The 25,448-nt window shown below is 69.0% G+C and carries 24 protein-coding genes; 19 read left to right on the top strand and 5 right to left on the bottom strand.

The window, feature by feature from the left end:
- Positions 1 to 183 precede the first annotated feature (183 nt).
- Positions 184 to 387, bottom strand: coding sequence for a hypothetical protein (locus tag NGB36_RS00670; protein WP_255918015.1), 204 nt, complete (start codon positions 385 to 387; stop codon positions 184 to 186).
- A 99-nt stretch (positions 388 to 486) separates the two neighbouring features.
- On the opposite strand from NGB36_RS00670, the gene NGB36_RS00675 reads away from it, so the two are divergent.
- The 3 genes from NGB36_RS00675 (at position 487) to NGB36_RS00685 (ending at position 3,671) form a co-directional block, all read left to right on the top strand.
- On the top strand, positions 487 to 1,446 hold the full coding sequence (locus NGB36_RS00675; RefSeq protein WP_255918016.1) for an alpha/beta fold hydrolase: 960 nt from the start codon (positions 487 to 489) through the stop codon (positions 1,444 to 1,446).
- 383 nt (positions 1,447 to 1,829) lie between these two features.
- Positions 1,830 to 2,810: a quinone oxidoreductase family protein gene (locus NGB36_RS00680; RefSeq protein WP_255918017.1), complete on the top strand. Its 981-nt coding sequence runs from the start codon at positions 1,830 to 1,832 to the stop codon at positions 2,808 to 2,810.
- A gap of 102 nt (positions 2,811 to 2,912) precedes the next feature.
- Positions 2,913 to 3,671 carry an enoyl-CoA hydratase/isomerase family protein gene (locus tag NGB36_RS00685; RefSeq protein ID WP_255918018.1) on the top strand — a complete coding sequence of 253 codons (759 nt, stop codon included), beginning with the start codon at positions 2,913 to 2,915 and terminating at the stop codon, positions 3,669 to 3,671.
- Positions 3,672 to 3,904: 233 nt separating this feature from the next.
- On the opposite strand, the gene NGB36_RS00690 is transcribed toward NGB36_RS00685, so the two are convergent.
- From NGB36_RS00690 to NGB36_RS00700, 3 genes are all read right to left on the bottom strand, one after another.
- Positions 3,905 to 4,684 carry a FadR/GntR family transcriptional regulator gene (locus NGB36_RS00690; protein ID WP_255918019.1) on the bottom strand — a complete coding sequence of 260 codons (780 nt, stop codon included), beginning with the start codon at positions 4,682 to 4,684 and terminating at the stop codon, positions 3,905 to 3,907.
- 168 nt (positions 4,685 to 4,852) lie between these two features.
- The gene (locus tag NGB36_RS00695) at positions 4,853 to 5,635 is read right to left on the bottom strand and encodes a FadR/GntR family transcriptional regulator (protein WP_255918020.1); all 783 of its coding nucleotides are present in this window, start codon (positions 5,633 to 5,635) and stop codon (positions 4,853 to 4,855) included.
- A gap of 128 nt (positions 5,636 to 5,763) precedes the next feature.
- Complete coding sequence (locus NGB36_RS00700) at positions 5,764 to 6,777, bottom strand: LLM class flavin-dependent oxidoreductase (protein WP_255918021.1); 1,014 nt, start codon at positions 6,775 to 6,777, stop codon at positions 5,764 to 5,766.
- A 191-nt stretch (positions 6,778 to 6,968) separates the two neighbouring features.
- Here NGB36_RS00700 and NGB36_RS00705 point away from each other — a divergent pair, with 191 nt between their 5' ends.
- The 16 genes from NGB36_RS00705 (at position 6,969) to NGB36_RS00780 (ending at position 24,083) form a co-directional block, all read left to right on the top strand.
- A complete protein-coding gene (locus NGB36_RS00705) occupies positions 6,969 to 7,901 on the top strand; it encodes an LLM class flavin-dependent oxidoreductase (RefSeq protein WP_255918022.1) in 933 nt (310 codons plus the stop codon).
- A 121-nt stretch (positions 7,902 to 8,022) separates the two neighbouring features.
- Positions 8,023 to 9,198, top strand: coding sequence for an acyl-CoA dehydrogenase family protein (locus NGB36_RS00710; protein WP_255918023.1), 1,176 nt, complete (start codon positions 8,023 to 8,025; stop codon positions 9,196 to 9,198).
- A gap of 1 nt (position 9,199) precedes the next feature.
- Positions 9,200 to 11,134: an AMP-binding protein gene (locus NGB36_RS00715; RefSeq protein ID WP_308288785.1), complete on the top strand. Its 1,935-nt coding sequence runs from the start codon at positions 9,200 to 9,202 to the stop codon at positions 11,132 to 11,134.
- A gap of 100 nt (positions 11,135 to 11,234) precedes the next feature.
- Positions 11,235 to 12,302 (top strand): acyl-CoA dehydrogenase family protein, encoded by a 1,068-nt coding sequence (locus NGB36_RS33315; RefSeq protein ID WP_255918024.1) that lies wholly within the window; start codon positions 11,235 to 11,237, stop codon positions 12,300 to 12,302.
- A 46-nt stretch (positions 12,303 to 12,348) separates the two neighbouring features.
- Positions 12,349 to 13,524, top strand: a complete 1,176-nt coding sequence (locus NGB36_RS00725) for an acyl-CoA dehydrogenase family protein (RefSeq protein WP_255918026.1) — start codon at positions 12,349 to 12,351, stop codon at positions 13,522 to 13,524.
- On the top strand, positions 13,524 to 14,273 hold the full coding sequence (locus tag NGB36_RS00730) for an SDR family NAD(P)-dependent oxidoreductase (RefSeq protein WP_255918027.1): 750 nt from the start codon (positions 13,524 to 13,526) through the stop codon (positions 14,271 to 14,273). Before NGB36_RS00725 ends, NGB36_RS00730 begins: the two co-directional genes overlap by 1 nt.
- A complete protein-coding gene (locus NGB36_RS00735; RefSeq protein WP_255918028.1) occupies positions 14,273 to 15,460 on the top strand; it encodes a thiolase family protein in 1,188 nt (395 codons plus the stop codon). Before NGB36_RS00730 ends, NGB36_RS00735 begins: the two co-directional genes overlap by 1 nt.
- Entirely contained in the window at positions 15,460 to 16,698 is a 1,239-nt protein-coding gene (locus tag NGB36_RS00740; RefSeq protein WP_255918029.1) for an acetyl-CoA hydrolase/transferase family protein, read from the top strand. The genes NGB36_RS00735 and NGB36_RS00740 overlap by 1 nt, the downstream gene beginning before the upstream one ends.
- Positions 16,695 to 17,639: a hydroxymethylglutaryl-CoA lyase gene (locus tag NGB36_RS00745; protein WP_255918030.1), complete on the top strand. Its 945-nt coding sequence runs from the start codon at positions 16,695 to 16,697 to the stop codon at positions 17,637 to 17,639. Before NGB36_RS00740 ends, NGB36_RS00745 begins: the two co-directional genes overlap by 4 nt.
- Positions 17,640 to 17,666: 27 nt before the next feature.
- Positions 17,667 to 18,425 carry an SDR family NAD(P)-dependent oxidoreductase gene (locus NGB36_RS00750; protein WP_255918031.1) on the top strand — a complete coding sequence of 253 codons (759 nt, stop codon included), beginning with the start codon at positions 17,667 to 17,669 and terminating at the stop codon, positions 18,423 to 18,425.
- A 102-nt stretch (positions 18,426 to 18,527) separates the two neighbouring features.
- Positions 18,528 to 19,316, top strand: a complete 789-nt coding sequence (locus tag NGB36_RS00755; RefSeq protein ID WP_255918032.1) for an enoyl-CoA hydratase/isomerase family protein — start codon at positions 18,528 to 18,530, stop codon at positions 19,314 to 19,316.
- Between the two features lie 111 nt (positions 19,317 to 19,427).
- On the top strand, positions 19,428 to 20,255 hold the full coding sequence (locus NGB36_RS00760) for a PaaI family thioesterase (protein ID WP_255918033.1): 828 nt from the start codon (positions 19,428 to 19,430) through the stop codon (positions 20,253 to 20,255).
- A gap of 79 nt (positions 20,256 to 20,334) precedes the next feature.
- Positions 20,335 to 21,147, top strand: coding sequence for an enoyl-CoA hydratase/isomerase family protein (locus NGB36_RS00765; protein WP_255918034.1), 813 nt, complete (start codon positions 20,335 to 20,337; stop codon positions 21,145 to 21,147).
- A gap of 32 nt (positions 21,148 to 21,179) precedes the next feature.
- Entirely contained in the window at positions 21,180 to 21,995 is an 816-nt protein-coding gene (locus NGB36_RS00770; RefSeq protein WP_255918035.1) for an enoyl-CoA hydratase/isomerase family protein, read from the top strand.
- Between the two features lie 10 nt (positions 21,996 to 22,005).
- A complete protein-coding gene (locus NGB36_RS00775; RefSeq protein WP_255918036.1) occupies positions 22,006 to 23,073 on the top strand; it encodes a phosphotransferase family protein in 1,068 nt (355 codons plus the stop codon).
- Positions 23,070 to 24,083 (top strand): Rv3169 family protein, encoded by a 1,014-nt coding sequence (locus tag NGB36_RS00780; RefSeq protein ID WP_255918037.1) that lies wholly within the window; start codon positions 23,070 to 23,072, stop codon positions 24,081 to 24,083. The genes NGB36_RS00775 and NGB36_RS00780 overlap by 4 nt, the downstream gene beginning before the upstream one ends.
- 63 nt (positions 24,084 to 24,146) lie before the next feature.
- On the opposite strand, the gene NGB36_RS00785 is transcribed toward NGB36_RS00780, so the two are convergent.
- Positions 24,147 to 25,331 (bottom strand): thiolase family protein, encoded by a 1,185-nt coding sequence (locus tag NGB36_RS00785; protein WP_255918038.1) that lies wholly within the window; start codon positions 25,329 to 25,331, stop codon positions 24,147 to 24,149.
- Positions 25,332 to 25,448 lie beyond the last annotated feature (117 nt).

The raw sequence follows: 25,448 nt of genomic DNA on the forward strand, positions 1-25,448 counted from the left end.
ACCCATCCGCCCTGGTGGGAGCCGTCGTGCTGGATGTCGACCGCGGGCGCTTGCGCCAGCGCTCTCGCGCGGCCGGCGATTGCCGCGACATGATGATCGGCCGTGCTGCTGCGATCGGCTGATGTGCGCGTCAGGACGCGTTCGCCATGCTGCGTCTGCTGCCGATGAGCGACAAGGACAAAGCTAGGCGGCGCGGCTGTTGTTGATGCCGCCGTAGACGTCGCCCTCGTCCGACTGCCCTCCGGACGAGCCGGAGCGATGGTGAACCGTGAACCAGCACGGCGCCGATCGGCTGCGCGGCGAGAACGCGACACTTACTTCCGTGAACTCGCACGTCATGGCGATCAGGTCTCCCCGCGGAGCGGTCTCGTTCGAGCGGAGCTCCACAGGACGTGTGCCGATGGTCGCTGCCCTCACCATCCACCACCGGGGCAGGCGCCGTCGCGTATTGTGACCTGGAGTCAGCCATCCGGGAGGGCACACGCCATGGTGGAGCACCGCACGGTCGAAACAAACGGCATCCGGCTGCACGTCGCCGAGGAAGGTGAAGGCCCCCTCGTTGTCCTGCTGCACGGCTTCCCCGAATGCTGGTACTCCTGGCGCCATCAGTTCGCGCCGCTCGCCGCCGCCGGATACCACGTCGTCGCCCCCGACCAGCGCGGCTACGCTCGCAGTGACCGCCCCGAGGCCATCGACGCCTACACCATCCTGCACCTGGTCGGCGACGTCATCGGCCTGATCCACGCGCTCGGCGAGGAACGAGCCGTCGTCATCGGCCACGACTGGGGCGCGCCCGTCGCCTGGCACACCGCGCTGCTGCGCCCCGACGTCGTACGCGGCGTGGCCGGCCTGAGCGTGCCGCCGCAGCCCCGCGGCTCCGTACCGCCGCTGCGTGCCATGCACGAGCGCTACAACGGCCAGTTTTACTGGAACTACTTCCAGACGCCCGGGGTCGCCGACGCCGAGCTCGCCGCCGACCCGCGCACCACCTTCCGCCGCACCCTCTACGCGGCCTCCGGCGACAATCCCCGCAATAATCCGCCGGCCCAGCCTCTGGTGCGCCCCGGCCGCGGCTTCCTCGACGCGGCCGAGGACCCCAAGGAACTCCCCTCCTGGCTCGATGAATCCGACATCGACGCGTTCGTCGCCGAATACCGCGAGGCGGGCTTCACCGGCGGCCTCAACTGGTACCGCAACCTGGACCGCAACTGGGAACTGACCGCCGCATGGGAGGGCGCGGCCCTGCGGGTACCCTCCCTCTACGTCACCGGCGACCGCGACCTGGTCTACGCCTTCCCCGGCATGGACCGGCTGATCCCCGCCCTGCCGCAGCTCGTTCCCGGAATCCGGCCGCCCATGATCCTCCCGGGCTGCGGCCACTGGACCCAGCAGGAACGCCCCGCCGAGGTCAACGCCGCGCTCCTGGACTTCATCGGCTCCCTGTAGCGGGAAGCTCCCCGAGCGCGTAGGCGCGCCGGGGATCACGTGGCGCAGTCGAACTCGGTGCGGCACAGCGCGCAACGGGCCGGCACGCGGATTCGCTGGTGGCAGGTCGGGCACCGAAACGAAGCCCGCAGCTGGGCGTTGCCCTCGAAGGCGTAGCCGCCGGAAACGGGTGGCGGCAGCCCGCGGCGGGTGCGGCGCTGCACGCGACCTGACCCTGTGTGGACGGGATTATCGGCAGGGGGCGCCGTTCACCCTGTTGCCTGTTGCCTGTTGCCTGTTGCCTGCGTCGCAGCGACGCCGGGCTTCGCAGCGAAAGAAGCACCCTTGCCTATGGTCAGGCCATGACGTATTTTTAATGGTACATCCTTTTGTCGGAGGTTGCGTTGCAGGCAGTCGTCTTGCGCGAGTTCGGCTCGGCGCGGAACTTGCTGTACGAGGAGCACCCCGACCCCGTCACACGACCGGGATGGACGACGGTGCGCCTCCGTGCCAGCGGGCTGAACTGGCATGACGTACTTGTCCGCCAGGGGAGGTACCGGTCTCCGCTGCCGCACGTCATCGGCGCCGACGGTGCGGGAGTCTGCACCGACACCGGTGAGGAAGTCCTGATCCTGCCGTCGCTGTGGTGGGGAGACGACCAGAGCGCGCCGGCACCCGAGTGGCGGATCCTCGGTGATCGCCACGCGGGGACGTACGCAGAGCTGGTGCAGGTACCGACCGAGTGCGTGCTGCCCAAGCCCACCGGGCTGAGCTGGACCGAGGCGGCTGCCCTGCCCCTGGTGGGTCTGACAACCTACCGCGCCCTGTTCACCCGCGGCCGACTGCGTGCGGGAGAGTCGGTGCTCGTGCTCGGGGCCGGCGGGGGCGTCGCCACGATGGCGGTCACGCTCGCCGCCGGCATCGGCGCCCGGGTCGTGGTCACCTCGTCCTCCATGGACAAGATCGCGCAGGCTCAGTGCCGTGGTGCCGCCGGAGGCGTTCTCTACACGGACGCCGACTGGGCCGAGTCGGCCAGGGAACTCTCCGTCGGAGGCCGTGGCTTCGATCTAGTGCTGGACTCGGCCGGGTGCTGGTCGGACTCCGTGCGGGCGCTGCGTCCGGGCGGGCGGCTGGTCGTGCTGGGCGCGTCCCGAGACGAACACCCGCTACTCGACGCGCGGAAGTTCTACTTCGGCCAGTACGACCTGCTCGGCAGCACCATGGGCAGTCCCCGCGACTTCCGCGGGCTCCTCTCCCTTCTCCACAGCCACAGCATTCCGCCGCCGGCGATCGACAGGGTCTTCCCGCTCGACCAGGCCGCAGCGGCGCACGAGTACATGGAACAGGGCAGCGGGTTCGGGAAGCTCGTTCTGACCCATGCCTGAGCGGGTTCGCCACGGGTTCACCACAGAGGAAGCGGACCAGGAGGGACCGGCCGCGATGCGGAAGGGGAGCGTCGGATGACGGAGAAGCGGGTCCGTTACGCGGTGGACGAGAAGGGAGCCGCCTTCGTCACCCTTGATCACCCTCAGACACGAAATGCCCTCAGCGACGAACTGCTCGACGACCTGCTGGGCGCGCTGGAGGAGGCGCAGCGGGACGAGGCGGTGCGAGTCGTCGTGCTCAGCTCCTCCCACGACCGCATCTTTTCCTCTGGCGGCAATCTCAAGGCGTTCGCGGATGTCCGGGCCGCGATCACAAAGTACGCCGGGCTGTATCGCTTCCCGCGCCTGTTCCGGCTGATCGGTGCTTTGGGGAAGCCGGTCATCTGCGCGGCCAACGGAGATGCCCTGGCGGGGGCGTTCGGTCTTGCCCTGGCCTGTGATCTCGTCATAGCGAAGGAGTCGGTGCGGTTCGGCTGCCCGGAGATCAACGTCGGCGTGTTCCCGTTCATGATCTCGGCCCTCATCTACCGGAACATCGGCCGAATGAAGGCCAACGAGCTCATGATGCTGGGAGAGCTGATCAGCGCCCGGGAGGCGCACGACCTGGGAATCGTCAACGCAGTCGTTCCGGACGAGGAGTTCGACGAAGCGGTCGTCAGGTGGGCGCACAAGGTTGCCGCTAAGTCGCCACTGCTGATGAAGCTGGGCAAGGATGCCATCAACGCCACCCGGGACCTCGCTCTTCACGAGGCGCTTGACGTGCTGCAGGCGCAACTCGCCCTTGCCTTCACGACCGAGGACATGGCCGAGGGTGTCAGTGCGTTCCAGGAGAAGCGCCAGCCGAACTGGCAGATGCGGTGAGAGCCGCGGATCCGGCTTGATCGGCTCTCGAGGCACCCCGGAGACATGGGTCACCCGGAGAATCGCATCCTCCCGGTGACCCACCGGACTGAAACGGTACGGCAGACGGGGTGACCACGGCCCGCGCGCTCGCCCGCACCACCGCCTCGCCACCGCGACCAACGCGGTCGCCGACAAGTTCACTGCTCAACCGGACTCCCTATGTGCGGGGGGATGCCTTGGCCGAGCACCTGTCATGCTCCGCCCGCGACCGAGATCTCGGTGCGCTTGTCCACCTTGAGGACCGCGGCGGCGTAGCTGTGCACGTGCCGGTTCATGCGGCGGACCGCCGCGTCGGGGTCCTGAGCCCGAATCGCCTTGGTGATCGAGCGGTGAGCGCGTACCGTCAGACGGCGCACTTCCTGGTCCACGAACCGCTCGTTCTCGGTGGCGGTGTAGATCGCTTGGGACAGGGCGGTCATGAAGCCGGTGAGGAGCTCGTTGTGGCTCGCGGTCGCGACGGCCACGTGCCAATCGACATTGGCCTGGAGGAATGCCGCCAACGGACTGCCGTCGTCGGCGATCGCGTCGTTCGCGGCATCGAGTGCGTCGAGGTCCTCGGCGGTCCGGTGCAGGGCGGCGAGCTGGGCGCAGTAGGGTTCGATCGCCTCGCGCGTCTCCAAAAGCGCGGACAGCCGGATCTGGCGTCCACGGATCAGCAGGCTCACGGAGCTTGCGACCGCGTCCTTGTTCGGACGCTGCACGAAGGCACCGCCGGCGCGACCCGTCTTGATTCGGACCAGGCCCTGCACTTCCAGGATGCGCAGAGCCTCCCGGATGGTGGCGCGACTCATCTGCGTCTGAACCACGAGTTCGCGCTCGGGGGGCAGAGCAGCGCCTTCCGCGAACTCGCCGCTCAGGATGCGTTCGCGCAGCTCTCTGGCAAGCACGTCCGAGGCCTTGGGCACCTCCATGGGCGCGAGCTGGATAGCGGACTGCCTGCTTCCGGACGAGCGGGCGGTTGCCTCAGGCACGGTCTCTCCCCGTGGTTCATTTGCTAATGGTCCGACCTAAGTCACCTCAATCTAACATACGCGATCGCGGCGGTCGCGAACGGATTGGAGCAAGAGCACCTTGGCGTTCCGGAGCCGACGACCGTCCCATCCAGCGATCACCCGCGCGCTGTCAGGCCCCGGCTTCGGTCATTCACTACCCGGAACCGCGATCTCGGTGCGCTCCTCGATCTTGAGGACCGCGGCGGCGTAGCTGTGCACGTGCCGGTTCATGCGGCGGACCGCCGCGTCGGGGTCCTGAGCCCGAATCGCCTTGGTGATCGAGCGGTGCGCCCGTGCCGTCAGGCGTCGTACCTCAGCGTCGACGAACCGCTCGTTTTCCGTGGCGGTGTAGATCGCGCGGGACAGGGAGGCCATGAAGCCGGCAAGGAGCTCGTTGCGGCTCGCGGTTGCGACGGCCACGTGCCAGTCGACGTTGGCCTGGAGGAATGCCGCAAGGTTTCCGTTCACCTCGTCGAGTGCCGCGTTCGCGGCCTCCAGGGCCACGAGGTCGTCGTCCGTTCGATTCACTGCGGCCAGCTTGGCGCAGTAGGGCTCGATCGCCTCGCGTGTCTCGAGGAGCGAGGAGAACCGGATCTGCTGGCCGCGGATCAACAGGCTCACGGAGCCCGCAACGGACTCCTTACCCGGGCGCTGCACGAAAGCGCCGCCTGCGCGACCCGTCTTGATCCGGACCAGGCCCTGGACCTCGAGGATGCGCAGGGCTTCCCTCACTGTGGCGCGGCTCATCTGTGTCTGGACGACGATCTCACGCTCGGGGGGTAGGGCGGAGCCTTCGGCGAATTCGCCGTTCAGTATGCGTTCACGCAGTTCGCCCGCGAGCACGTCCGAGGATTTTGGGACCTCCATGGGGGCGAGCTGGATCGCGGACTGCCTGTTGCCGGATCGGCGGGCAGGTGCGGCCTCAGGCATGGTTGCTGCTCCTGACACACTGGTGGTCTGACCTGAGTTACTGTAAGACCTCTAAACCACGATTGTGCCGTGTTGTTCCGCGAGTGGTACCCGGGTGATCCCGGCGGTGGTCCGCGCGATCAGGCGGTTCAACGGGCGAAGGCCTCGGTGATCGCCTCGGTGTTCTCCGCGACCCGCCCAGGGGGGAGGGTGAAGCTCGGCGAGTAGAGCGCGGCGTGGTCGTAGCGCTTCTCCAGCGCCGGCAGGGCATCGCGGACCTCGTCGACGGTGCCGGCCACGGCCATCTGCGCAAGCATCGCGTCCGAGACCGCGTCGACCATTCCCTGGTGGTCGCCGGCGCGGAATGCAGCCTGGATCGCGGCGGCCTCGGCCGCGAACCCGGAGACTTCCATCACCGGTCCGTACGCCTTGGGCGCGACGTAGAACGCGATTTGGGCAGCGGCCTCCCGGCGGGCGGTCGCGGTGTCATCGGCGATCGCACAGATGATGACGCCTTTGAGCTTGATCTCCTCGGGCGACCGGCCGGCCTTCTCGGCGCCGCGGGCGATCGCGGGCCGGGCGACGTCGTCGAGGTACCGGTCGGTGATGGTGGGGTGGCAGATCAGTCCGTCCGAGACCCGGCCGGCCACCTCGATCATCCGGGCGTTCACACCGGCGGTATAGACGGGGATCGAGGGGCGCAGCGGTGGCTGGATGTCGGCGGTGGGGTTGATGTCGACGGAGTAGAAGCGACCTTCGTGCCTGACCGGCCCCTCGTGCAGGCGCCAGAGCCGACGCAGCAGCGGGACGAGCTCCTCCATCCTGGTGGCCGGGCCGTCGGGGTCCTTGACGCCGTGCCAGCCCTGCATCATCCGGCGGGTGCCGGTGCCCAGCCCCAGCGTGAGCCGGCCGTCGCTCATCTCGTCCAGGAAGCGGGCGTCATTGGCAAGCACCAGGGGAGAGCGCCCCACGGCATAAGCGATCGCCGATCCCACGCCGATCCGGGTCGTGGCGGCGGCCATTGCCGCCACGGAGACGACGGCGGAGCGGTGCAGGAACTCCCCGGACCACGCCGCATCGAACCCGGCCGCCTCCGCGCGCCGGGTGATCTTCTGGGTCTCCTTGAGCCCGCCGGCAAGAACGGTGATGCCTCGAGTGGTCATGCCAACGCCTTTCACGCCCGCGCCCGGCCGCTACCGGGACTCCCGCCCCTGCAAGAATGAATGGTCAGACCTTATTATGCAACCCGGAGAGGCCGGTGCGATCCGACTCTCACGGTGTCCCGTTCGACTTTGGTCATACCGTAACCGGCGTAAGTGAGCCGGCTCGCTAGGGATTGGAAGGTGGCTGCTTCATGGCACCGCTCAAGCTGGGCATCTCGGACCAGGATGGCTTCACCACGCCCGACCCCCGGGTCCGACGGCGACTGCTCGACCGAGTCGTGGAGGCAGGGCTGGACCACGTGACCATGGGAGACCACATCAGCTTCCACGACGGGAGCGGCTTCGATGGCATGATCAGCGCGACCACCGTGCTGTCCTCGCACGACCGGTTGTCGGTGATCATCGGGGTTTACCTGCTGGGGCTGCGCCACCCGATGCTGGCCGCCCGGCAGTTGTCCACGCTGAGCCAGACGGCGCCCGGACGGCTCACGCTCGGTGTCGGCGTGGCCGGTGAGGACCGCCGCGAGGTCAGCAACTCCGGTGTCGATCCGAAGACCCGGGGTCGCCGCCTCGATGAGGCGCTGATGCTGGTCCGGCGGCTGCTGGACGGCGAGGAGGTCACGCACCACGGAGAGTTCTTCCGACTCGACGAGGCCCGGATCCTCCCGACGCCGGAGCCGAGGATCCCGATCGTCATCGGTGGCAAGGGCGATGTCGCGGTCCGTCGCACCGCCCAGTTCGGCGACGGCTGGTTGGGCATCTTCTGCTCCGCGCGCCGGTTCGCGGAGACTCGGCAGCGGATCCTCGAGGCGGCGGCGGGCCTCGATCGCGAAGCACCGTCGTGGTTCGGGGTGAACGTCTGGTGCGGATTGGACGCCGACGCGGCACAGGCCCGCGAGATGCTGGCCGCGAAGATGGAGGGCCTCTACCACGTGCCCTATGAGAAGTTCCAGTACATCGCCCCGGCCGGGACCCCGGAGCAGGTAGCGGAGTTGCTGCAGCCCTTCGCCGAGTCGGGAGCCGAGTACATCACGCTGATCCCTGTCGGCTCGTCCATCGAGGCGGAGATCGACGCGGTGGCGGAGGTGAAGGAGCGACTCGGGAAGGCCGTTGGCGCGACGTGAGACCGTGGCTGCGCGGTCGACCACGGCACCGATCGGCTCGGCCAAGAGCAGGCTTCCGACGGGCAACTGATTTGGTCTGACCTATAGTATGGTTTGAACTCAGACCGACGAGGTGGTGACCATGGACCTGTCCGACGATCCTGACGAGGCGCAGTTCCGGCACGACGTCCGGACCTGGCTCCACAACAGCCTCCCCAAGCTCCCTTGGCCGGAGCCGGCCGACCTTGGGGCGAAGGCGCCCTTTTGGCGGCAGTGGCAGCGGATGCTCTTCGATGCGGGCTACGCCGGTCTCACCTGGCCGAAGGAGTACGGCGGCCAGGGGCTCGACGAGCGGATGCGCGCAATCTTCACGGAGGAGTGCGATCACGCAGGTGCTCCGGAACGGTTGAACACCATCGGCGAGGATTTCGCCGGGCCCACCATCGCGCACTTCGGCACCGAGGCGCAGAAGGCGCGGTACCTGCGGCCGATCCTGACCGGCGAGGAGATCTGGTGCCAGCTGTTCTCCGAACCTGACTCCGGATCCGACCTCGCCTCACTGCGCACCAAGGCGACCAAGGCCGACGGCGGCTGGCGGATCCAGGGGCAGAAGATCTGGACCAGCCGCGCGCAACTGGCCGCCCACGCGATCCTGCTGGCGCGCACCGGCGGCGGGGAGCGCCACAAGGGCATCACCTACTTCCTCCTGCCCATGGACAGCGACGGCGTCACCGTCCGCCCTCTTGCCCACATGTTGGGTGAAGCGGAGTTCAACGAGGTGTTTCTCGACGAGGTCTTCGTATCCGACGACGCCGTGGTGGGCGAGGTCGATGGCGGCTGGAAGGTGGCCATGGCGACACTGGCCTTCGAGCGGGTCGCCATCGCCACCGGCCGCGTCAACACCACAAAGGCGATCGAGGACATCATCGCCGACATCCGCACCAGGAAGTCCGCCGATGGCAGCCCGCTCGGCGCCGACCCGCACGTGCGGCAGAAGGTCGCCGACCTGTGGGGGCGCGCGCTGGTGCACCGCACGATCAGCCAGCGGGTGATCTCCGGTGCGGAGTCCGACGAACTGCCCGGGCCGGTTACGTCGATTGGAAAGCTCTACTTCTGCCCGCTGGTGGAGGAGCTCGCCGACTTCCGCCTCTCCCTTGAGCCGCTGGGCGGCCAGTTCGCTCTGGACGACGAACGTGCCGAAGCGCAGAGGTGGCTGCGGCTCGCCAACCAGTCCCGGGGCACCGCGATCGCAGGTGGCTCGACCTTCATCCAGCGCAACATCGTCGCCGAGCGGATTCTCGGCATGCCGAGGAGCTGACGTGGTCTACACCTGGCACCCGTCGCGGGACTACCTGGAGAACTCCAACGTCGCCCGTCTCATGCGCACACTGGGCGTGGCCACCGCCGACGAACTGCGCGCCCGGTCGGTGGCCGACATCGGCGACTTCTGGGACCGGGTGGTCAAGGACCTCGGCATCCCGTTCCGCACGCCCTACACGGACGTGGTCGATCTCAGCCGCGGTGTCGAGTACCCCGAGTGGTTCGTCGGGGGCCGGATCAACATCGTCGACGCGGCGCTGACTCGTTGGGCTCGTCAGACCCCCGACGGCATCGCCATCGTGCACGAGAGCGAGGACGGCACAGTACGCCGGTTGACCTTCGCCGAGCTCGACGACCAGGTGGCCCGGGCCTGCGCCGGCCTCCGCGCACGGGGCGTCGGCAGGGGCGACGCCGTCGCGATCTACCTGCCCATGACGCCTGAGGCCGTCGTCGCGACGTACGCCGTGGCAAGCATTGGTGCGATGGCGGTGCCGCTGTTCTCCGGATTCGCGTCCGCCGCCATCTCCTCGCGCATCCGGGACGCGAACGCCAAGGCGGTCATCACCGCCGACGGCACCGTCCGCCGCCGCAGGACCGCGAGCATGCTCCCACAGATGCTGCAGGCGCTGACGTCGTGCCCCAGCGTGGAACTCGTCGTGGTCGTGGACAACCTCGGTGAGCCGCTCGCCCCGCAGGACGGCCGGGAGACCTCCTGGCAGCAACTCCTCGACATCGGGCCCGACTCGGAGGTCGAGGCCACCTCTGCCTCGGACACGCTGCTGCTCGCCTACACCTCCGGTACCACCGGCAAGCCCAAGGGAGCGCTGCACACCCACGCCGGTTTCCTGGTGAAGACCGCCAGCGAGGTGGCCTACGGATTCGAGATCACGCCCGGCCGGACGTTCTGCTGGATCACCGACATGGGCTGGATCATGGGCCCGCTGTCGATCTTCGGGACCCACGCCAACGGCGGCACGCTGCTGCTCTACGAAGGCTCACCCGACGTACCCGACACCAGCCGGCTGTGGCAGCTCGTCGAGCGGCACCAGGTGTCGATGCTCGGCGTGTCCCCGACGTTGATCCGCACGTTGCGGGCTGTGTCCCAGGACCCGCCGGCCGTGGACCTGTCCTCGGTGCGGGTCCTGGGCTCGACGGGGGAGCCGTGGGACCCGGACTCCTACGAGTGGCTCGCCCGCGACGTGTTCGGCAGCCAGGTTCCGGTCATCAACTTCTCCGGCGGCACGGAGGTCGGAGGATCGTTCCTGTGCCCCTACCCGGTGGAGGACATTCACAGCTGCTCTCTGGGCGGACCCGCGCTCGGCATGGACGTCGACGTGGTGGACGACAAGGCCCGGCCGATGCGCGGCAGCATCGGCGAGCTGGTGTGCCGTCAGCCGTGGCCGGCGATGACCCGGGGCGTGTGGAACGACGACGAGCGGTACCGCGAGGCCTACTGGTCCACCTTCCCCGGGCTGTGGCGTCACGGTGACTACGCCCTCGTCGACGAGAGCGGCAGCTGGTTCGTCCTCGGCCGCTCCGACGACGTGATGAATGTGGCCGGCAAGCGCGTTGCGCCGGCCGAGATCGAGTCGGTGCTCGCCGCGGACCCGGCGGTCGCCGAGTCCGCGGTCGTCGGCATCCCGGATGTCAAGAAGGGCGAGGCGGTGTGGGTGTTCTACGTCCCGCGGGCCGGTGCCGAGGACGACGAGACGGTCGCGGCGAGACTGCGTCAGCGCGTGGCCGAGGAGGTCGGCAAGCCGTTCGCGCCCGCTCGGGTGATCCGGGTCGGCCGGCTCCCCAAGACCCGGTCGGCGAAGATCCTTCGGCGTGCGGTCCGGGCGGCGGTGCTCGACTCGGACCCGGGTGACCTGTCGGGCGCGGAGAACCCGGACGCGGTCGAGGAGATCCACCTGCAGGTCAAGGGCCTCCGGTGAACGGTCGGCCTGGACCGGCACCGCTTTTTGGCCATACCTACCTAACAGATCGTCAGCCTCCGTCGGCCGGATCGGCGGTGGCCTCGGGAGAGGACGAGTCGTGCAGTGGAAGCTCTCTGAGGAGCAGGAGGCATACCAGAAGACGTTCCGGGGATGGCTTGCCGACGTGGCGCCCTCGGATAGGGTGCGCCGGTGGCTCGACGCCGGCGACGCCTCCGCCTTCGAGTCGCGTTTCATCGCCGACGGTTGGGCCGGAGTCGGACTCACCGAGAAGCTCGGTGGTCAGGGAGGCGGCCTGGTCGAGCTGGCGCTGACCGCCGAGGAGCTCGCCCGCGCGGCGGCTCCGTCGGCCTCTTGGCTGGCGACGGTGCTGGCCGTGACGGCTCTGGCGGGTCATCCCAAGCTGGTCGAGGCGGCGCTGGCGGGCGAGACGGTGTCCCTGCTGGTACCGGCCGAGGCGGTTCCCGACCGGGCCCCGTCACTGAGCGTCGACGCCGAGGGCATGGTTACCGGTACCGCGGCCCGGGTGCTGGCCGGGGACATCGCCACTCGGTTCGTCGTGCCGGTCGGGGCGGGCGGCGTCCGGGAGCTGCGGCTCGTCGAGGCGGCCGCCCCGGGCGTCAGCCGCACCGCGCGGCGTCTGCTGGACCGCTCCCGGTCGGTCGCCGATGTGACGCTGCATCAGGTGCCGTCGGTGCGGCTGGACGTCGACGCGGTCGACGTGCTGTGGCAGGCGTCGGCCATGGCCGCGGTCCTGGTCGCCGCCGACTCGTTGGGTGCCACCGAGCGCGTGCTCGATCTGGCCGTGGAGTACAGCAAGCAACGCCACCAGTTCGGGTTCCCGATCGGCTCGTTCCAGGCGGTCAAGCACGCGGCCGCCGCAATCCTGGTCAGTGTCGAGGCAGCCCGCTCCGTGGTCTACTTCGCCGCCGCGTCGGTGGACGGCGGTGCGCCGCAGGCGTTGCTGCACGCGGCGGCGGTGAAGGCGCAAGTCACCGCCGATGGCGTCCGCGGCGCCGACAGCGCGCTCACCATTCACGGTGCGATCGGCTACACCTGGGAGCACGACCTTCACCTGTTCTTCAAACGGGCGAAGCTCGACGAGAGGCTGTTCGGCGCCCCGGTGGTGTGGAACGAGCGCATCGCGGAAGGCCTTGCTCTCATTTAATTATGGTCAGTCCTTTGATAAGGTCCTACCAGAGTACGGAGAGGATGTGGGCACCGTGGACTTTGCGCTCACCGAGGATCAGGAGACCATCCGCAAGGCGGTACGCGAGCTGGCCGCCAAGTTCGACGACCAGTACTGGATGGAGAAGGACGCGGCGCACGAGTTCCCGACGGAGTTCTACAAAGCCTTCGCTGACGGCGGCTGGCTCGGCATCACGACTCCGGAGGAGTACGGTGGCCACGGCTTCGGTATCACCGAGGCGTCGCTGCTGCTCGAGGAGGTTGCCGCCTCCGGTGCGGGTATGAACGGCGCCAGCTCCATGCACCTGTCGATCTTCGGGATGCACCCGGTGATCGTGCATGGCTCGCAGGAGATGAAGAGGGAGAACCTTCCCCGGATCGTCAGCGGTGACCTGCACGTATGCTTCGGCGTCACCGAGCCGGGTGCCGGTCTCGACACCACTCGGATCACCACCTTCGCCAGGCGCGACGGCTCCGACTACGTCGTGAACGGCCGCAAGGTGTGGATCTCCAAGGCGGTGGAGTCAGAGAAGGTCCTGCTGCTGACCCGGACCGCGAAGTTCGAGGACTCGCCGAAAAAGACCGACGGGTTGACCCTCTTCTTCACCGACCTCGACCGCGACCACGTCGACATCCGGCCGATCAGGAAGATGGGCCGGAACGCGGTCACCTCGAACGAGCTCTTCATCGACGACCTGCGCATTCCCGCCGAGCACCGGGTCGGGGAGGAGGGCAAGGGCTTCACGTACATCCTCGACGGACTCAACCCGGAGCGGATGCTGGTGGCCGCGGAGGCCCTCGGCATCGGCCGCGCTGCACTGCGCCTGGCGGTCCGGTACGGCAACGAGCGCGAGGTCTTCGGCCGGCCCATCGGCATGAACCAGGGGCTGCAGTTCCCGCTGGCCGACTCACTGGCCCGGCTGGACGGCGCGGAGCTCGTGCTGCGCAAGGCGACGTGGCTCTACGACCACGGCAAGCCGTGCGCGCGCGAGGCGAACACCGCCAAGTACCTCTGCGCGGACGCCGGCTTCCAGGCTGCCGACCGCGCGCTGCAGACCCATGGCGGCATGGGGTACTCCGAGGAGTACCACGTCTCGCGCTACTTCCGTGAGGCGCGGCTGACCCGGATCGCCCCGCTCAGCCAGGAGATGGTCCTGAACTTCCTCGGCGAGCACGTTCTCGGACTTCCCAGGAGCTACTGATGTTCTCTCTGCAGGACCGCTCCGCTCTCGTCACCGGCGCGGGCAACGGCATCGGCGCAGCGGTCGCCAAGGCGTTCGCCCGGGCGGGAGCGACCGTTGTCGTCACCGACATCGACAAGGACGCCGCAGCGTCGGTGGCACAGGAGATCACGGAGGCCGGCGGCCGAGCGGAGTCGGCCGTGGTCGACGTCCGTAACGCCGAGCAGGCCGCCCAGGCCGCCGAGCAGGCCGCAGACCTCAACGGCGGCGTGCTCAACATCCTGGTCAACAATGCCGGCGCCATCGCGCCCGCGATGTTCCCGAAGATGACGGCTGACCAGTTCGATCTCGTGATAGGCGTTCACGTCGGCGGAACCTTCACCGTCAGCCAGGCTGCGCTTCCCTTCCTTCCCACGGACGGCACCGGACGGATCATCAACGTCACCTCGGCCGCCGGGCTGGTCGGCACGATCGGGCAGGTGAACTACGGAGCGGCCAAGGCCGGTATCGTGGGGATCACCAAGTCCCTGGCCAAGGAGCTGGCGAAGAAGCAGATCACCGTCAACGCCCTGGCCCCGCTGGCTGCGACCTCGATGACGGAGAACATCCGCAGCGACGAGAAGCTCGCCGCGATCACACTGTCCCGCATCCCACTGGGACGCTGGGCCTATCCGGACGAGATCGCGGGCAGCTTCGTGTTCTTCGCCTCCGACGCGGCGTCGTACATCACCGGCCAGGTGCTGCCGGTCGACGGCGGGACGGTCATCTGATGCCGGCGAACCCCTTCATCGGCAACGGCCGCGAGGTGCTGGTCGTGGAGGCGCTGCGTACCCCGATGGGCAAGTCGCATCCCGAACGTGGCTGGTTCCGCGACACCCACCCCAACGAGTTGCTCGGCGCCGTCTACACCGCGCTGCTCAAAAGCACTGGGCTGGCGCCCGAGGTGGTCGAGGACCTGGTCATCGGCTGCACGGCGCCGTTCGGCGAGCAGTCCCGCAACATCGCCCGCAATGCATGGCTGCAGGCCGGCTACCCGCCGCAGGTTCCGGCGACGGTACTGGACCGCCGCTGCGGTTCTGCTCAGACCGCGGTGGAGATGGCGGCCGCTCTGGTGTCATCCGGCACCCATGATGTGGTGATCGCCGGAGGGGTCGAACACATGGGACATGTGCCGATGAACTCCCCCGCGAGGATCTCCGAGCTGTACGGCGATCCCTGGCCGGCCGAGCTCCGGGCCCGCTACGACTTTGTGCCGCAGGGGGAGAGCGCCGAGCTGATCGCCGACCGCTGGGACATCTCCCGCGAGGAGATGGACCGGTTCGCGGTCCGCTCGCACCAACTGGCCACCGAGGCGGTCGACGCCAGCCGCTTCGATCGGGAGATGATTCCGCTGGAGCTCGCCGACGAAAAGCGGGACAGCGACCAGAGCATCCGCCCGGGAACCTCGATGGAGGCGCTGGCGGGACTCAAGCCCGTCTTCCGGGAGAACGGCCGGATCACCGCAGGAAGCTCCTCGCCGATCTCCGACGGTGCGGCCGGGGTGCTGCTGGCCTCCAGGGAGGCAGCCGACCGCTACGGCCTGCGGCCGCGCGCCCGGATCCTCGACCAGACCACGATCGGCGTCGACCCGGTCATCATGCTCACCGGTCCCATTCCGGCGACCCGGAAGCTGCTCGGGCGCAACGGCATGTCGATCGACGACATCGATTTGATCGAGATCAACGAGGCCTTCAGCTCCGTTGTCCTGGCCTGGGAGCGGGAGCTTCGCGCGGACATGGGCAAGGTCAACGTCAACGGTGGAGCGATCGCACTGGGCCACCCGGTGGGCGCCACCGGCTCCCGGCTGTTCGGCACGCTCATCTCCGAGATGGAGCGCCTGGACGTCGAGATCGGCCTGGTGACCATGTGCTGCGGTGGTGGGCTCGGCACCGCCACACTCGTGCAGCGGGTGGACTGATGCTCGACCTGACGCCATATATCCGGGCCGGCGACGGCGTCTGGTGGGGTCAGGGCGGTGCCGAGCCCGAGCCGCTGGTCAACGCCCTGCTCGACCAGGTCGACGGCATCGGTCCGGTGCGCGCCTTCTGTGGTCTCACCTGGAACGAGCGGCTCTCCGGCGATCTGCCGGAGTCGCTGACCGTGCTGTCCTACGGTGGCCTGGGCCGACTGCGCGAACTGAGCAGGCACGGACGGCTGGAGGTGGTGCCGTGCCACTACTCGGCGCTGCCGAGGATGTTCGCCCGGGGGCAGCTGCCCTGTGACATCGGTCTGCTGCAGGTGTCGCCGCCGGATGACGACGGCATGGTCTCGCTGGGGATCGGTGTGGAGTACGTCGCCGACGCGCTGCGTCAAACGCGGACTCTCATAGCCGAGATCAACCACCGGATGCCGCCGACCGTCGGCGCCGACCGATTGCCGTTGCGCGCTTTCGCGGCCACGGTGGAGACCGATCGTCCGCTGAGGGAAGCGCCCATGCGTGCTCCGGACGCCGTCGATCGTGCCATTGCCGAGCGGGTCGCCGGGCTCGTCGAGGACGGCGACACCCTGCAGATGGGCGTCGGTTCGTTGCCCAATGCGGTGCTTGAGTCGCTGTCCGGCCACGTTGATCTGGGTTTTCACACCGGGATGATCACAGACGGGGTGCTGGCCCTGATCGAGAAAGGTGTGGTGACCGGCGCCAGGAAGGAGATCGACCTGGGGCTGGTGGTCACGGGCGCGGCGCTCGGGAGCGTGTCGATGTACGACCGGTTGCACGAGTTCCCGGTCGAGTTCCGGGCGGCCAGCTACACGCACGACCCGGGGGTGTTGTCCCGGCTTCGCTCGCTGGTGTCGATCAACTCCGCCATCGAGGTCGACCTGCTCGGCCAGGTCGGTGCCGAGTTGAGCCGCGGGGTCCACATCGGCGCGGTAGGCGGCCAGGTCGACTTCAGCCGTGCGGCGTCGCTGACCGGTGCTCGGTCGATCATCGCGCTGCGGTCGGAGGCGGGCGGGGAGTCGACGATCAATTCGACGCTGCGCGGCGGCGCTGTCACCACGGCGCGAGTCGACGTCGACGCGGTGGTCACCGAGCACGGCGTGGCCATGCTTACCGGCTGCACTGTGGCGGAACGGGCCCGCCGCCTTATCGAGGTGGCCGCGCCCCAGCACAGGGAGAGGCTGGAGAGGAGCCTCGTGGACCAGGAGGTGTCGAGATGACGCAGGACAACCGCACCCCGGGGGAGACCCGGCGGGTGCACATTCGTGAGGTCGGCCCCCGCGACGGCTTCCAGAACGAGCCGGAGACAATCGCGACCGCCGACAAGATCCAGCTGATCAACGCACTCGGGCAGGCCGGCTTCACCCGGATCGAGGTGGCCAGCTTCGTGCGGTCGGACGTCATCCCGCAGCTCTCCGACGGCGTCGAGGTGCTCAGGGGCATCGACCTGCCCGGCAACGTCGAGCGTATGGTGCTGATCCCCAACAGCAAGGGGCTGGACAACGCGCTGAGGGTGCGTGACTTCTTTGAGGACGCCGCCTTGTTCGTCAGCGCCTCCCAGACCCACAACAAGAAGAACATCAACCGGACCATCGAGGAGACCATGGCCGACGTCAAGGCGATGGGCAAGCGGATCCTCGCCGAGGGGCTGAAGTTCTGCGCGGTGATCGCCACCTCCTTCGGATGTCCCTTCGAGGGCAAAGTGCCTATGAAGCGGGTGCTCGATCTCGCCGAGGAGTTCGCCGAGGCGGGTGCCACCGAGGTCGGATTCGGGGACACCACCGGGATGGCGAACCCGGCCTACGTGTCACAGTTCTTCACCGCCGCCCTGGAGCGGCTGCCGCAGGTGGATCTGACCGCGCACTTCCACAACACCCGCGGGCAGGGCCTGGCCAACGCCTATGCCGCCCTCGAGGCCGGCTGCACCAGCTTCGAGTCGAGCTTCGGCGAGCTCGGCGGCTGCCCGGTCCCGGCCGGCTCCACCGGCAACATCGCCACCGAGGATCTGGTGAACATGTTCCATGAGATGGGCGTCGAGACCGGCCTCGACCTCGAGAAGGTCATCGAGGCCGCGCGCGAGGCGCAGACGATCCTCGGTCGCAGACTGACCAGCCACTCGATCGTCGCCGGGCCCGTCCTGTGGACCCCGGTCGCCCACTGAACCACCACGCCTACAGGAGATTTCGCAATGAGCAACCGCGTCGCACTCGTCACCGGCGGTGCCCAGGGCATCGGCAAGGGCATCGCCACCACGCTCGGGTCGCAGGGGTTCAAGGTGGCGATCGCCGACATGAACCTCGACATCGCCACCCAGACCGCCAAGGAGATCACTGAGGCGGGGGGCACCGCCATCGCCGTCGAGGTCGACGTCACCGACACAGCCTCGGTCGAGGCCGCCGTGCGCAAGGTCGAGGACGAGCTCGGCCCCGTCGAGGTCGTGGTCAACAACGCCGGATGGGACGACTTCATGCCGTTCGTCAAGACGACCGAGGAGTTCTGGGACAGGGTCCTCGACGTCAACTTCAAGGGCGCGCTCCGCGTCACCAAGGCGGTCGTCCCGGGCATGATGGAGCGCGGCTTCGGCCGGGTCATCAACATCGGTTCGGACGCGGGCCGCGTGGGCTCCTCGCTGGAGGCCGTCTACTCCGGCGCCAAGGGCGGCATCATCGCCTTCACCAAGACCCTCGCGCGCGAGGTGGCCACCAAGGGCATCACCGCCAACACCGTCTGCCCCGGCCCCACGGACACCCCGGCCCTGCGCAAGTTCATCGACGGGGCCGGACAAGACGCCGAGAAGGTGATCGGCGGCATGACCCGCGCCGTCCCGATGAAGCGGCTCGGCACGCCCGAGGACATCGGCCCCGCTGCCGCCTTCTTTGCCTCCGACGCCGCCGGCTTCATCACCGGCCAGACCCTGTCGGTCAGCGGCGGACTCACCATGGCCTGACCGGCACACCTTCGTCCCGCGTGCCGGGCCATCCGCGGGAGGCTCGGCACGCCGCGCGACGATACGGTCAGACCATATGACTGGATCGAAAGGGAGGAACCCATGGCCGAGCCGAATCAGCCTCACGATGTCGTCACCTGGAAGATGGAAGCGCCGGGGATCATGCACGTGACCATGGCGAGGCCGCCGGCCAACGCCCTCGGCGTGCCGCTCCTCGAGGGCATGCACGCCGCGATCGACGCGGCCGTGGCGGCCGGGAGCGTCAAGGTCGTGATCGTTTCCTCGGCGCTCGACGGCTTCTTCGCGGCCGGTGCGGACATCAAGCACCTCTCGAGCGTCGACGCCGGGTCGTTCACGGCGTACGGCGACCAGATGCGGGCGGTGAACGACCGGCTCGCGTCAGCGTCGTTCCTTTCGATTGCCGCGGTCGACGGGCTGGCCCTCGGCGGCGGCCTCGAGTTGGCCATGGCGTGCACCATGCGGGTCTGCGGCCCCCGGGGGAAGTACGGCCTGCCCGAGGTGAAGATCGGCCTCATCCCGGGCGCCGGCGGCACGCAGCGCCTGCCGCGGCTGGTGGGCCGCGGTCGCGCGCTGGACATCATGCTCACCGCCCGTCAGGTGCCGGCGGCCGAGGCACTGGCCATCGGCCTTGTGGATCGGCTCACCGAGGGCGACGTGGTGAAGGAGGCGCTGGCGCTGGCCGAGGAACTGGTCGGCGCATCGCTGCCGGCGCAGCTCGCCGTCGTCCGCACCGTCGATGCGGCCTTCGACCTGCCGATCGAGGAGGGCTTCGGCTACGAGGTGGCGCAGGAGCAGTCGCTGTTCGAGGACGGCGAGGCGGCCGAGGGCATCACGGCCTTCGTCGAGAAGCGCCCCCCGAACTTCGCCTGACCTCGGCGGTATTCCCCCGGGAAGCCGAAGGACGATATATTTCGAATGGCCTGACCAAATGCCGCGGTGGGTGCCGCGGCTCGCACGAGACGGACGGCGGACTCAGTGACGATGACCGACAAGTTCGGGCAGCGGCAGGCTGTGCCTACCACGGAGAGCGGACCCGAACGCTCGTTCCGGGTTACGGGACTGGCCGCCGATGGAGATCTCGTCTCCGGTTCGATGCCGACGGGCTCATGGCTGAACGGCCCGGCAGGTCGGCCGACCGCCGGGGCGCTGGGTGTGCTCGTCGACGAGGTGCTGGGTCACGCCATCATGCTGGAACCCCCGGTGGATCACTGGTCGGTGAGTTCTGAGATATCGGTCGACATCTGCCGACAGATCCCGACCGACGGGACGCTGCTCTCTGCCCAGGCTCGCATCCTGCACGCCGACTCCCGTGGGGGGATCTCCTCCGGCTCGGTCGTCGACGACCGGGGCAGGCTCGTTTCCGGGTGCCGGCAGCACGGTCGGTGGGTGCGGGAGCTGCCCGCCCAGTTGCCCACGGACGGGGGCGCCACCGTCCCTGACCCGCGGCCGGGCGCGGAAGGCGTGTTGGGGCTGCTCGGCGCGCAGGTGAAGATCACCGGCGACGGTGCTGAGCTGCACCTCGTCGTGACGCCGGAACTGGTCAACCCACTCGGCAACCTGCACGGCGGTATCGCGCTGTGCGCCTCGGACGTCGTTGCTCACGCTGCGCTGGAGGCTGCCGGACGACCGTCCGACACGGCGTCCCTCCATATCGCCTATGCGCGTCCGATCCCCCTGGACACGGCGGTGCGGTTCGAAGCGTCGGTGGCGCACTCCGGGCGCAGTTTCGGGGTGGTGAGGGTGACAGGAACGAATGGGACCGGCAAGCCGTACACGATCGCAACTGTCACGACGGCTGCGCGTGCGTGAGCCCTGGGCCGCCGGCGCAGGGACCAGGGCCCGGCCCCCGGCCCGTGCCGACATGGCAACGCTTGAGCGAGGAGCACTGATGAAGAGCCTGGACACGTCGTACGAAACGATGAGCCTGGAGGAGCGCTCTTCCGGCGTCGTCGTGGTCACGTTGAACCGGCCGGACCGCTACAACGCGATGACGAACACGATGTTCGTCGAGCTCGAGCAACTGGCGATCGCGCTCGACGACGAGGACGACTGCCGGGTCGTGATCCTCACCGGGGCCGGCAAGGCGTTCTGTGCCGGCTACGACCTGGCCGACGCCGAGGAGTTGCCGAACCTCGGCGCGCTCGGCATGCTCGACCAGCAGGAGCGAGCGGCTCGCGCGCTGCTCGCGGTGCGTTCGATGCGGGTGCCGGTCATCGCCGCGGTCAACGGCGCGGCCGCGGGCGGCGGTCTGTCCCTCGCACTGGCCGCCGACATCCGGCTGGCCTCGATGAACGCCAAGTTCAACGCCGCCTTCGTCCGTATCGGTCTTTCCGCCGGGGACCTCGGGGCGTCCTGGCTGCTGACCCGGCTGATCGGGCCCGGTGCCACCAGCGAGATCTGCTTCACCGGCCGCTTCGTGTATCCGGACGAGGCGCTCAGGCTCGGGCTGGTGAACGGCGTCAGCGAGCCGGCCGCCCTCCTCGACGACGCCATCACGCTCGCCCGGTCGATCGTCGCCAACTCCCCAGGCGGCGTGCAGCTCTCCAAACGGGCGCTGCAGGCCAACATGGAGACCGCCTCCTATGCCGCGGCTCTCGAGCTGGAGAACCGCGGCCAGGCGCTGCTGACCAGGAGTTCGGACATGTCCGAGGCGCTGGCGGCCTTCAAGGAGAAGCGTGAGCCGGTCTTCACCGGGCGCTGACGGCGATGACGACGACGATCGAAGGACCCACCATGGCGACCTTGGACCTTCCCGAGCTGGAGACCCTGACGGTCGAGCTGCTCGACGGTGATGTGGCCGCGCTGCGGATGAACCGCCCGGAGCGGATGAACTCGCAGACGGTGAAGATGTTCACCGAGTACGGCACTGCCGCCCGCGCGCTGCGCGACAGCGGCCTGCGGGCACTGATCCTGACCGGGGCAGGGGAGCAGGCGTTCTGCGCCGGCTTCGACCTCGACGAGATCGAGGTCATCACCCGGATGGGTGTGCGCGAGTTTGTCAAGTTCGTGGAGACCGCCACCGGCGGCATCCAGGCGATCCGGCATCTGCCCTTCCCGGTCATCGCGGCCGTCCACGGTGCGGCCACCGGAGGCGGGATGGCCCTGGCCCTGGCCGCGGACATCCGCCTCGTCGCGCCGACGGCCAAGTTCAGCGCCGCCTTCGTGAAGGTGGGCCTGTCGATCGGCGAGCTGGGCACCTCGTACAACCTCAGTCGCCTCGTGGGTCCCGGACGCGCCGCCGAGATCGGCTACACCGGCCGACTCGTCGGCTCCGAGGAAGCCGTGCGGATCGGGCTGGCCAACCGGATGGTGCCGGCCGAGCGGCTGTTCGATGAGGCGGTCGCGACAGCCCGGCTGATCGCCACCAACTCGCCTGGCGGAGTGCGCATGTCCAAGCGGGCCATCCAGCGCAACCAGGAGATCACCTCCTACGCTGCTGCCCTCGAACTCGAGAACCGCGGTCAGGCGCTGCTGACGCGCACCGAGGACATGTCTGAGGCGCTGGCCGCCTTCAAGGAGAAGCGCGCGCCCCAGTTCACGGGAAGGTGAGGTCCGCGGCATGAACGCGGAGTGGACACCGGAGACTCTCGACGCTCTCGCCCGATTCTTGCGCGAACGCGGCCTGTGCGAGGGCGACCTCGACGTGAGGCGGATCGGCGAGGGTCACTCGAATCTCACGTTCCTGGTGTCAGACGGCGTTGGCCGGGTGGTGATGCGCCGGCCGCCGCCACCGCCGACGCCGCCGGGAGCGCACGACATGTTGCGTGAGGCACGGCTCGTGCACGCACTGCGGGACACCCAGGTGCCGGTGGCTCGGGTGCTGGCCACGGCCCGCGCAGGGGAGGTGCTCGACGTGCCGTTCTACGTCATGAGCTTCGCCGAGGGCCCCGTGGTAACCACGTCGACCCCTGCGACGCTCGACCGCCCCGAGATCCGGCGCCAGATCGGCGAGGCCCTCATCGACACCCTCGCCGACCTGCACGCGGTCGACTGGCGTGCCGCCGGCCTGGGTGACCTGGGTCGGCCGGAGGGCTTCAACGCGCGCCACCTGCGCCGGATGGCCCGGCTGGTCGCGGATGCGGACGGCAGTCCACCGCCGCACTTCGCTGTCGTCGAGGCCTGGCTCGCAGCGCACGTGCCACCGGAGTCCGGTGCCGCGATCGTGCACAACGACTACCGGATCGGCAACGTGGTCCTTGCCCCGAACCCGCCGGGGCGCGTCGCCGCAGTGCTCGACTGGGAGTTGGCCACCATCGGCGACCCGCTGTTCGACGTGGGGTACTTCCTGGCCTCGGTGCCCGAGGCGGACAGCCCGCGGACCCCGACGGAGGATCTCGGCACCGCGATGCTCGAGGACGGGTACCCGACCCGCAAGGAGCTCGCCGACCGGTACGCCGAGCGCACCGGACGCGACGTGTCGAACCTGGACTGGTACACCGCCCTCGCGTTCTGGAAGCTCGCGGCGCTCTACGAGTACAGCCGCCGCCGGACCCTGCGAGGGGTGGGCGACCCGTACTACGCCGACCCGGCGCTGGTGCGGTCCTTCCTCGAAGCGGCGCACCGGATCGCGGGGTTGGACGAGCCGCCGGCCGCACCCGAGGACCGGCCCACCGAGGAGACACGATGACGAAAACCTTCCACGACGCCCTGCTGGCGCCGGACACCCCGGGTCTCCCCGAGCGGTTCTTCGACCGGTTCGTGTTCAACCTCCACCCGGCGGACGCCTCGTCACCGTCCATCCTCTTCGGGCTCGGCACCTACCCACCGAAGGACGTGGTGGACGGCTTCGCGATCCTCGTCACCGGCACCGAGCAGCGGAACCTGCGCTTTTCCACCGAGCTCAGCGCCACCGACGGCACCAGCGCCGGACCGATCTCCTGGCACCTGGTCGAGCCGATGAGGACCTGGCGGGTCGTGCTGGGCCCGAACCCGACCGGGCTGGAATTCGACCTCACTTGGCGCGCCCGGACACCGGCGTGGACCGGTGAGGTGAGGGTGACCAACGACGACGGGACATCTTCGTCCTTCACGCACCTGTTCCAGTCCGGGCGCTACTCCGGCACGCTGAGCATCGACGGCCGGCGGCAGCGGATCGAGGGCTGGTACGGCCAGCGCGACCGCTCCCGGGGCGTGCGCACGATGTCCGGGGGCCAGGGGTTGCACATCTGGTACCAGGCCCAGTTCCCGGACCGCTCGATCGGCTTCCTGCTGGTGGAGACTCGGGAGCACGAGCGACTGCTCCTCGAAGGCGCCGTGATGCACGAGAGCGGCCGGCTCGACCGCATCGTGGACGTGCACCACGACCTGCGGTTCGACGAGCACCTGGATCTGAAGAGCGGCACGGTGGAGGTGACCACCGAACGGGGCGTCGTCTACGTGGTGGACACCGACGCCTCCGCCGCCGGTGGCTACATGTCCGGTGGCGGATACGGCGGTCACCACGGCCGGCCGATGGGGCGCGACCACATCGAGCACGACGTCTACCCGCTCGACGGGTCGGTGTCTCCTCGTACGCTGGACTCCGCCCTGACCGACCGGCTGGCGTCGTTCACCTGGAACGGCACGTCTGGGCGGGGGATCTTCGAGTTCGCGCTGACCCGCAGCCGCTCGTACACCTACCGTCCGACACTGCGCTGACTGCCGGGAGGCGCAAGGAAGCGCGGGGACCCTGCCCCGCCGGGCGGAGCAGGGCGCCATCGCTTACCCCACCCTGCGGAAGAGCGCGGCCAGCGCCTGCCCGCCGCCGATGCACATCGTGACGATCCCCAGCTCGAGGTCGCGGCGGACCAGGTCCTGGGCCACCCTCAGGGACAGGATCGCGCCGGTCGCGCCAACCGGGTGGCCGAGCGCGATCGCGCCGCCGTAGGGGTTGGTCTTCTCCGGGTCCAACTTGGCGTCGCGGATCACCGCGACCGCCTGGGAGGCGAACGCCTCGTTCAGCTCGATCGTGTCGATGTCGCCGGGTGTCGTGCCGGTCTGGGCGAACAGTTTCCGCAGCGCCCGCACCGGCGCATAACCCATCAGCTCGGGCTCCATCGCCGCCGTCGCCACGGCCTCGAGCGACACCAGGCCTGTCAGTCCGCGGTCCTTCGCCACGGACTCCCGGGCCAGCACGACCGCCGCACCGCCGTCGTTGATGCCCGAGGCGTTGCCGGCGGTGACGGTGCCGTCCTTGGCGAACGCCGGCCGCAGCTCGGCCAGCACCTCCAGCGTGGTACCGGGCTTGGGGTGCTCGTCCTCGGTCACCGCGAACGGCTTCCGGCCGCCGACCTCGACCGGCACGATCTCCTCGGCGAACGCCGCCTTCGCCGCCTGCGTCGCCGCGCGCCTCTGGGACTCCACCGCGAACTCGTCCTGCTGCCGGCGCGACACGTCGTACTTCGCGGCGACGTTCTCCGCGGTGACGCCCATGTGGATCTGGTGGAACGGGTCGGTGAGCATCAACACCGTGCCGTCCACCAGCTGACGGTTGCCGAGCTTGTAACCTGAGCGTGCGTCAAAGTCGTAGAACGGCATTCGAGTCATGGACTCGTCCCCGCCGGCCAGGGCGAAGTCCACCCCACCCCAGCGCATCTGCATCGCTGCGGACCAGATCGCCTGCAGACCACTCCCGCAGAGCCGGTTCACGGTATAGGCCGGAACCTTTGCCGGCAGCCCCGCCGCGATCGCCACCCGGCGGGCGTTGTAGGCATCCGAACCGACCTGGCCGATACAACCCATCACGACCTCGTCGATGTCCTCCGCGGCGACGCGGGCGCGCCTGAGCGCCTCCTTCGCGGCGGCCGCGCCCAGTTCAAAGCCGGCCACGTCCTTGAACACGCCGCCGAAGCTCCCCACCGGGGTCCGGGCTCCGTCGAGGATGACGATCTTCTCTGCATCAGCCATGTGTGCACCCAATCTTGCGCGCGCCGTAGGGCGAGAGTTGTCGGCGACGATGGTTCGACGGTCTCACGCGGGTTACACGAAATGGTAGGACGTCCTACTATCGGGCCGCCACGACGG

Origin of the sequence: Streptomyces humicola (assembly GCF_024436035.1) — a bacterium.
GTDB lineage: Bacteria > Actinomycetota > Actinomycetes > Streptomycetales > Streptomycetaceae > Streptantibioticus_B > Streptantibioticus_B humicola.

Coding starts and splice junctions, on each gene's coding strand:
- NGB36_RS00675 (WP_255918016.1), top strand. CDS start 487: ATGGTGGAGCACCGCACGGTCGAAACAAACGGCATCCGGCTGCACGTC.
- NGB36_RS00695 (WP_255918020.1), bottom strand. CDS start 5,635: ATGCCTGAGGCCGCACCTGCCCGCCGATCCGGCAACAGGCAGTCCGCG.
- NGB36_RS00700 (WP_255918021.1), bottom strand. CDS start 6,777: ATGACCACTCGAGGCATCACCGTTCTTGCCGGCGGGCTCAAGGAGACC.
- NGB36_RS00705 (WP_255918022.1), top strand. CDS start 6,969: ATGGCACCGCTCAAGCTGGGCATCTCGGACCAGGATGGCTTCACCACG.
- NGB36_RS00710 (WP_255918023.1), top strand. CDS start 8,023: ATGGACCTGTCCGACGATCCTGACGAGGCGCAGTTCCGGCACGACGTC.
- NGB36_RS00730 (WP_255918027.1), top strand. CDS start 13,524: ATGTTCTCTCTGCAGGACCGCTCCGCTCTCGTCACCGGCGCGGGCAAC.
- NGB36_RS00735 (WP_255918028.1), top strand. CDS start 14,273: ATGCCGGCGAACCCCTTCATCGGCAACGGCCGCGAGGTGCTGGTCGTG.
- NGB36_RS00740 (WP_255918029.1), top strand. CDS start 15,460: ATGCTCGACCTGACGCCATATATCCGGGCCGGCGACGGCGTCTGGTGG.
- NGB36_RS00745 (WP_255918030.1), top strand. CDS start 16,695: ATGACGCAGGACAACCGCACCCCGGGGGAGACCCGGCGGGTGCACATT.
- NGB36_RS00750 (WP_255918031.1), top strand. CDS start 17,667: ATGAGCAACCGCGTCGCACTCGTCACCGGCGGTGCCCAGGGCATCGGC.
- NGB36_RS00755 (WP_255918032.1), top strand. CDS start 18,528: ATGGCCGAGCCGAATCAGCCTCACGATGTCGTCACCTGGAAGATGGAA.
- NGB36_RS00760 (WP_255918033.1), top strand. CDS start 19,428: ATGACCGACAAGTTCGGGCAGCGGCAGGCTGTGCCTACCACGGAGAGC.
- NGB36_RS00765 (WP_255918034.1), top strand. CDS start 20,335: ATGAAGAGCCTGGACACGTCGTACGAAACGATGAGCCTGGAGGAGCGC.
- NGB36_RS00770 (WP_255918035.1), top strand. CDS start 21,180: ATGGCGACCTTGGACCTTCCCGAGCTGGAGACCCTGACGGTCGAGCTG.
- NGB36_RS00775 (WP_255918036.1), top strand. CDS start 22,006: ATGAACGCGGAGTGGACACCGGAGACTCTCGACGCTCTCGCCCGATTC.
- NGB36_RS00780 (WP_255918037.1), top strand. CDS start 23,070: ATGACGAAAACCTTCCACGACGCCCTGCTGGCGCCGGACACCCCGGGT.
- NGB36_RS00785 (WP_255918038.1), bottom strand. CDS start 25,331: ATGGCTGATGCAGAGAAGATCGTCATCCTCGACGGAGCCCGGACCCCG.